The following is a 6,538-nucleotide window of genomic DNA, read 5'->3' as shown; positions in this document are numbered from 1 at the left end:
ATATTACTGACAGTATAAAATTAATTTTATATTTATAGTTTTTCTTATGAAAAGTGGTATATTTAGAAGGTAAACAATAGAAGAAAACGTCTCATCTTGGTGCAAGTTTGCACTATTATGACGCAGCAATTAAAAAATAATTTCAGTTTTATTTTAAATATCTAAATAACATCAATTAACTGGCATTTAACGTATAGAATCACTTTTTATCTATTGAAGTACCGGTACGGTGCAATATTCGGTGGTACCATATCCTAAAGCAATCATCTAAATTCTTTAACCCAAGTAAATTGATGTTATACCCAAATGACGTCAAGATGCAGAAATCGTGTCAGTGACATGCTCCGCAGGGCGAGTTGCCTTACCCATAGCCTTTGTTAACGATTTTTGATTTAGAGCCACTAGATCTTCAAATCGTTGCCGTGCCTGTGAGCCAAGTCATTCTCGCTGAACCTGGCACCTTGAGGTTATTTGGGGATATTTGGGGATAGTATCCTTTATCAATTTGCACTATCTTTGTGGCTTCTATCAAATCACTTAGTTATCAACAAACATGAATCTTGCATTGCTCAGTATGTTCATCCCTACCTTCTTTTTTGTCTCAATTACACCAGGAATGTGCATGACGCTCGCCTTAACGCTAGGAATGAGTATCGGTTATCGCCGCACATTATGGATGATGATTGGTGAACTCGTCGGTGTCGCGCTGGTTTCAGTCTCGGCCGTATTAGGGATCGCAGCGATCATGCTCAACTATCCTTGGATGTTTGTCGCACTAAAGTTTATTGGTGGCGGCTACTTACTCTATCTTGGTGTAGAAATGTGGCGATCTCGAGGTAAGTTAGCAATAAATGTCGATAATTTGGAGACACCCAGAAGTGGCAATGTCGCGCTCATCATGCAAGGCTTCGTTACCGCTATCGCAAACCCAAAAGGCTGGGCATTTATGATTTCTCTGCTGCCGCCTTTTATCGATCAAAATGCGGCTCTTGCTCCACAGCTAATCGTGCTTGTCTCCATCATTCTTCTTTTTGAGTTCATTTGTATGTCTCTGTATGCCACGGGTGGTAAAGGACTGAAACGCGTGTTGGGTCAATCAAAGAATGTGCGCCTGATGAACCGTATCGCGGGCACTTTAATGATGGGGGTTGGTGTTTGGCTATTACTGAGCTAAAGCAACGCTGGAAATGATGAAAAATATCCTAAGAAAAATTACGCGAAACATAAGTGAAGTATTAGATTTTCAGGCCCGGGTTTGGGTCGTAAACGTTTATGCTGGAGAACACAAAGGCGAATCTTGAGTTGTAAACGAAGACAGCTTTTCCGGGCCATTGCAATGGATGAAAAAGAAAGGTTATCACACATCCATGCTGCGCCTGGTTGAATCGATGAAGCGCTCTCAAATCATTGAGTTCGATTTAGGTCACGTCAAACACCGCCTGATGCGTGTGAAATAGCACAAAGTAAAACGCCACTCAAACTGAGTGGCGCAAGCACTTTTACCTTCAGCACCTCGTATTACGGCGCGGTATCAATCTCAACGGGCAAGTAATGCTTAGGTTCTAGTTTGAACAGTTCAGGTAATACGGTACCAATGGAAATGGAAGACCATGTACCTGATAGCACACCAATAAACATCGCTGTTGAGAAACCCGCTAGCGGTGCTCCCCCCATAATCCATAGTGCACCAACAGTAATCAGTGTTGTGCCTGAAGTCACCATCGTTCTAGAGAACGTCGCGATGACAGCCTGGTCATTGATGTCTTCCATTTTCCAACTTTGTTTCGCGATCAGTAGCTCACGAATTCGATCTGAAATGATGATCGAATCATTCAATGAGTAGCCTAAAATTGCCAATACGGCAGCAAAAACCGTTAAGTTGAATTCCATTTGGGTAACGGCAAAGAAGCCGAGGACGACAATTACGTCATGAGCCAGAGCAAATACAGAGCCACTCGCTAAGCGCCATTCAAAACGGAAACACAAGTAACCAAGGATGCTCAGCACACAAATCAATAGTGCTAAACCGCCTTGATCAAACAAATCCTGGCCAACTTGAGCACCAACAATACTGTTGCTGACGACATCAACTTGATGTGAAACTGGCTTTAATACCTCTTCCACACTTGGCAGAGTTTGCCCTTCTTCAGGGGCGGAGTAGCGAATGAGCCAACGACCATCTTCACCTGTGCGGGTGACAGAGGTTGATTCACCAAGTTTTGGTTGTAGTGCATCAAGCAGATCGTGGTTGGTTAACGACTTATCGACTTTCACTTCTGTCACCATACCACCAGTAAAATCCAAGCCTAGGTTCAACCCTTTAAAGCCCAGAGCACCAAGTGCAATCACCGTCAAAACGATAGAAACTAGCGTAGTAAAGTGGCGAATTTTACGAATATTTTGTTTTAGCATTTCGACCATGATTAAACCCTCACATCACGACGGGCATCTCGGCCCCAAATTAAATTGATCATTGCTCGAGAGGCAAATACGCCTGTAAACATACTGGTTAACAAACCTAATCCGAGTGTTAAGGCAAAGCCTTGGATTGGGCCGTTACCGATGGCGTATAAAATCACGGCGGTGATCATGGTAGTAATGTTGGCATCAAGGATGGTCGAGAACGCGCTATCAAAGCCCAGATCAATCGCTTGAGCGAAACTGCGGCCTTCACGCATTTTGTCCTTAATACGTTCGAAGATAATAACGTTGGTGTCCACTGCCATACCAACGGTTAACACCAAACCTGCAATACCTGGAAGCGTTAGCACCGCACCTGGTAACAAGGCAATTAGGCCAAGCAAACAAAGCATGTTGGCACAAAGCGCCACATTCGCCACCCAACCTAAGCGGCGGTACCAAAGTGCCATAAAGGTCAGTGTTAACCCCATACCTAAAGCAAGTGCCGCAAAACCATTTTCAATGTTTTCAGCTCCCAAAGAAGCACCAATAGTGCGCTCTTCTACGATAGTAACCGGGGCAGTTAACGACCCCGCACGAAGTAATAGCGCTAACTGCTGCGCTTCGTCCATGCTGCCAGCGCCGGTAATACGGAATTGGCTACCAAGTTGAGATTGAATAGTCGCAACGCTGATAACGCGCTCGCTGCGCTCTGTTACGCCACGATCGTTTGTCTTGTATTCGCGATAAACCGTCGCCATTGGCTTGCCAATATGCGTTGCAGAGAAATCACTCATCTTTTTACCGCCCGCGTGGTCAAGCGAGATGTTAACTTCTGACATACCCATATTGTCGACGCCTGCACGAGCGTTAACAATGTGCTCACCCGTTAGGACTGGTCGTTTCTCTAGAACAACAGTTCGGCCATCGTTATCTTTCAGTACAAGATCTTGGCCGCTTCGCGCTTGGCCTGCATCTTTCACTTCGTAGAATGCCAAACTCGCAGTGGCACCAATAACGTTTTTCGCTTGTGCTGGGTCTTGTACACCTGGTAGCTCAATACGAATGCTGTCTTTACCCTGACGCTGAACTAATGCTTCCGTAATACCTAGCTCTTCAATACGACCACGCATAATCTTCAAGTTTTGTTGCAATGTCGTTGATTGGAACTCTTGAATATTCTGCTCACTTGGCTCAAGAACAAAACCGCGAGACGAGCTTTTCACCACCCAACCTGGATAGTTTTGACGCAAGAATTTGTTTACTTCAGCTAGGGCGGTATCACTCTCACTGTTTACCGCAATGCGGTTACCACTTTCTGCGCGAATTTGTACACCACGCACGCGCTGATCTCGCAGGCTTGCTTTGATCTCATCGATCAAAGCATTACGTTGCTCCTCAAATGCTTTATTTACGTCGACATTCAAGAGGAACTGTACCCCACCGCGAAGGTCAAGACCGAGTTTGATTGGGCTAAAGCCCATCTCATTCAGCCACTCTGGAGCAACAGACACATATGAGAAGGTAATGCTGTCTTCTTTATTTAGCTCATTGTTTAGTAACGCACGAGCTTTGCTTTGCGCATTTTCATCATCGAATACAATGGTCGTTTTGCCATCTTTTTCGATGATTTTGTCTGCTGAGATGTGATTGGTTTTCAGTAGTTGATTCAACTGAACAACCGACATTTCACTGCTGTTTTGGTTTGAAAACGTCAGCTGGATCGATGGTTGCTCACCGAACCAAGTCGGAATCGCGCTTAACGTTAAGATAATGACCGTGGTGATTAATACGACATATTTCCAAGCTGAATAGTGATTCATCAGCTTTCTGTTCTTTTGCTGCTTTGGTGTTTTTTTCATGTAAACATCATCCCTTCACTACGAAGTGAAGCTTTTAATAACAAGGCTTAACACACGACAGATGCCCCCAGAAAAAATTCAGGGTATGAAATGCTCAGGACGGTTACGCCCTGTTGAATACAATCGTCGTGTTAAGAGTGCACAATGGTGCAAATAGATGGTGTTTAGGCAGAAAATTGACTATTGAGTGCGACGTACATTGCGTTGGTCTCTTTCCAACCAGAAATGCGATGATCGCTTGTGAAATGATAAAAAGTGTACTGGTTTTGACGCCAATTGATATCCATCAGGCTGTAGGCATAACCTGCGTCAGCATAGAAAGGCGTGTTTAGGTCACCAACAACGTCAACATGCTCATCATCAAGGCCTTCACGTAAGTGAGAAACCCAACGTTGAGTGTTAAATAGGGCTAGCGTATCGAGTCTTGCGTGACTTTCAGAAATCGGAGACTGCGTCGTTTCTTCTGAGACTTCAGAAAAATCGATTGAGGTATTTGCAAAAGCAATACTCGCAACAAATGGTTGCAGCTTAGAAAAGTAAGGTAAATGAGCTTTCTGATCGATTTGCGCAGCGAAAACATGCGCTGGTAGCAATACCATCGCAAGCAGCATAAAAAGCAATTTTTTCAAGCAAATCTGAGACATAAGAACTCACTAAAAACAAAACGAGTCGAGTTTTTTCACTCGACTCGATGATAGTATTCCTATTAATTATGGTTCACAACTAAAAAGTTATAAATCTCTAGAGGCTTTACACTAAAGGCGCTCTGTTAGCGGTAAAAGATATCGCCTTTATCGACATCTAAATAGATTTTGTTTTCTTGCTCCAAACCACCACAATAAATGAAGTACACATTGCGCTTGTCATAAGTAACCGAACGAACCCAGCCACCGAGCTCTTCAAAATCACTCGGATCACAGGTTTCATCGTCTAACAATTGTTGTGTTTTCTTGCGGAAGATGTCCAAGTGGACTTTTAAATCATCCGACTTCTGCAAATATCCATCCAGTATTTCTAAACGCTCTTGTTCTTTAATAACTGGCTCTGCATCAGATAATCCTTCGGCATTCAACCACTCTGCTTTTTCTTCACCGCCCTCTTCATAAACAAGGTAACCAGAGATTCGATACCAACCATCCACTTTTTCTAACACCGATACTTTTTCTCCCTTATAGAGCGTATCGACAACCAAAGCATTAACATTTGGCTTATTGTAAACATTGATTCGACGCTCAATGACATAGTATTCGGTCACTTCAGGGGGGGCGGTTTCTAAATCCAGAATCGGTTTGGATATTTCTTCTTCCACTGGCGCTTGCTCCACTTGCGCAGCTTTTGGCGCCTCAGGTTCATCTTTCTGCATAAAGAAGAAATAGTATCCAGCACCCGCCCCACCGAGCAACAGTATGACAATCAATGCGATGAGAATTTTCTTCATGTACTTTTCCTTTTCATTCTTTGTTCTTATCTCACCGGCAACACGCATGTCGCGGAAATTTGGGTATATACTCAAAAGGGTCGGTCAACTAACGCGAGCAATAATGATCAACAAACTCAATTGGATACTGTTGTTTCTTCTGTTCCCCATTATGGGGCACGCCAATATTCAATGTAACCCGTCGTCGTGGAATGACAATCTTACCCAATTCAATCGTTTAGAGTCCAATTACAATAAGCATGTTGAGGTATTCAATGCACTTTTAGCCGAACATAAGCAGCGCCAGTTATTGTCCCAAACCTTTTCCCTACATGAACTCGTGTTACTTTGGCGCGCTCGCTCGAACCAAAATGCGTTCAAAACTCAATTAAAAGCCTCCATTCAATATAAAGAAGAACTCACGACTAAAGCTAATGAGTTGATTAAATTGAGCACACAATCTCAATGGTCAGCAAATGGATGGAAGAAACTTGCCCAAAAGTGCCGTGAGTCAAACGAAACTGCCAATCAAATCACTGCGGAGTGGTATAACACCAACGCTTTGCAACTTACCGAGGATTACAAACGCCTTTCTTCACAGTACCAAGCACTAGCGCAACTCTATGATAAAGAAGCGAGATCGCTTCAATACGCTCAAGATGTTTCGAGGTAAAAATCGAGCCCGTTTTGAAAAGACGATGTCGGGTTTTCACTCCAATATTGGACGTTATTCGTGCTTTAATTCCCTCTTTTAGTGATCCCAACATTATATGTAAAAAATGGGACTGTTCCCTTTTACAAACTTGACTAAACCATGACCAAGAGAGGCAACTTATAGAGACATACGTCACAATAATGC

Annotated in this window: 6 protein-coding genes and 1 pseudogene; 3 read left to right on the top strand and 4 right to left on the bottom strand. The window is 43.4% G+C overall.

Annotation, left to right across the window (positions count from 1 at the left end; translation table 11 throughout):
* Positions 1-553 precede the first annotated feature (553 nt).
* Both CAG69_RS03880 and CAG69_RS22435 read left to right on the top strand, forming a co-directional pair.
* On the top strand, positions 554-1,174 hold the full coding sequence (locus CAG69_RS03880; RefSeq protein WP_161442810.1) for a LysE family translocator: 621 nt from the start codon (positions 554-556) through the stop codon (positions 1,172-1,174).
* 16 nt (positions 1,175-1,190) lie between these two features.
* Positions 1,191-1,457, top strand: a pseudogene (locus tag CAG69_RS22435) (hypothetical protein).
* A gap of 61 nt (positions 1,458-1,518) precedes the next feature.
* Here the strand turns inward: CAG69_RS22435 and secF are convergent.
* From secF to CAG69_RS03860, 4 genes are all read right to left on the bottom strand, one after another.
* Positions 1,519-2,421: a protein translocase subunit SecF gene (gene secF / locus CAG69_RS03875; RefSeq protein ID WP_005397711.1), complete on the bottom strand. Its 903-nt coding sequence runs from the start codon at positions 2,419-2,421 to the stop codon at positions 1,519-1,521.
* A 2-nt stretch (positions 2,422-2,423) separates the two neighbouring features.
* Complete coding sequence (gene secD, locus CAG69_RS03870; protein WP_005397712.1) at positions 2,424-4,262, bottom strand: protein translocase subunit SecD; 1,839 nt, start codon at positions 4,260-4,262, stop codon at positions 2,424-2,426.
* A gap of 164 nt (positions 4,263-4,426) precedes the next feature.
* Positions 4,427-4,906, bottom strand: coding sequence for a hypothetical protein (locus CAG69_RS03865; protein ID WP_046875884.1), 480 nt, complete (start codon positions 4,904-4,906; stop codon positions 4,427-4,429).
* A 125-nt stretch (positions 4,907-5,031) separates the two neighbouring features.
* Positions 5,032-5,700 (bottom strand): SH3 domain-containing protein, encoded by a 669-nt coding sequence (locus CAG69_RS03860; RefSeq protein ID WP_161442808.1) that lies wholly within the window; start codon positions 5,698-5,700, stop codon positions 5,032-5,034.
* A gap of 103 nt (positions 5,701-5,803) precedes the next feature.
* Here CAG69_RS03860 and CAG69_RS03855 point away from each other — a divergent pair, with 103 nt between their 5' ends.
* The gene (locus CAG69_RS03855) at positions 5,804-6,352 is read left to right on the top strand and encodes an ATPase (RefSeq protein WP_065646236.1); all 549 of its coding nucleotides are present in this window, start codon (positions 5,804-5,806) and stop codon (positions 6,350-6,352) included.
* The last annotated feature ends 186 nt before the right edge of the window (positions 6,353-6,538 follow it).

It is taken from the genome of Vibrio sp. V43_P6S15P86, from assembly GCF_009904725.1.
Classification (GTDB): Bacteria; Pseudomonadota; Gammaproteobacteria; order Enterobacterales; family Vibrionaceae; genus Vibrio; species Vibrio diabolicus.
Note: the sequence above shows the minus strand (reverse complement) of the source record. Positions and strands in the feature narration are given on the sequence as shown.

Excerpts from the sequence above, each read along its gene's own strand:
- CAG69_RS03865 (WP_046875884.1), bottom strand. The coding sequence starts at position 4,906 with ATGTCTCAGATTTGCTTGAAAAAATTGCTTTTTATGCTGCTTGCGATG.
- CAG69_RS03880 (WP_161442810.1), top strand. The coding sequence starts at position 554 with ATGAATCTTGCATTGCTCAGTATGTTCATCCCTACCTTCTTTTTTGTC.
- CAG69_RS03860 (WP_161442808.1), bottom strand. The coding sequence starts at position 5,700 with ATGAAGAAAATTCTCATCGCATTGATTGTCATACTGTTGCTCGGTGGG.
- CAG69_RS03855 (WP_065646236.1), top strand. The coding sequence starts at position 5,804 with ATGATCAACAAACTCAATTGGATACTGTTGTTTCTTCTGTTCCCCATT.
- secF (WP_005397711.1), bottom strand. The coding sequence starts at position 2,421 with ATGGTCGAAATGCTAAAACAAAATATTCGTAAAATTCGCCACTTTACT.
- secD (WP_005397712.1), bottom strand. The coding sequence starts at position 4,262 with ATGAAAAAAACACCAAAGCAGCAAAAGAACAGAAAGCTGATGAATCAC.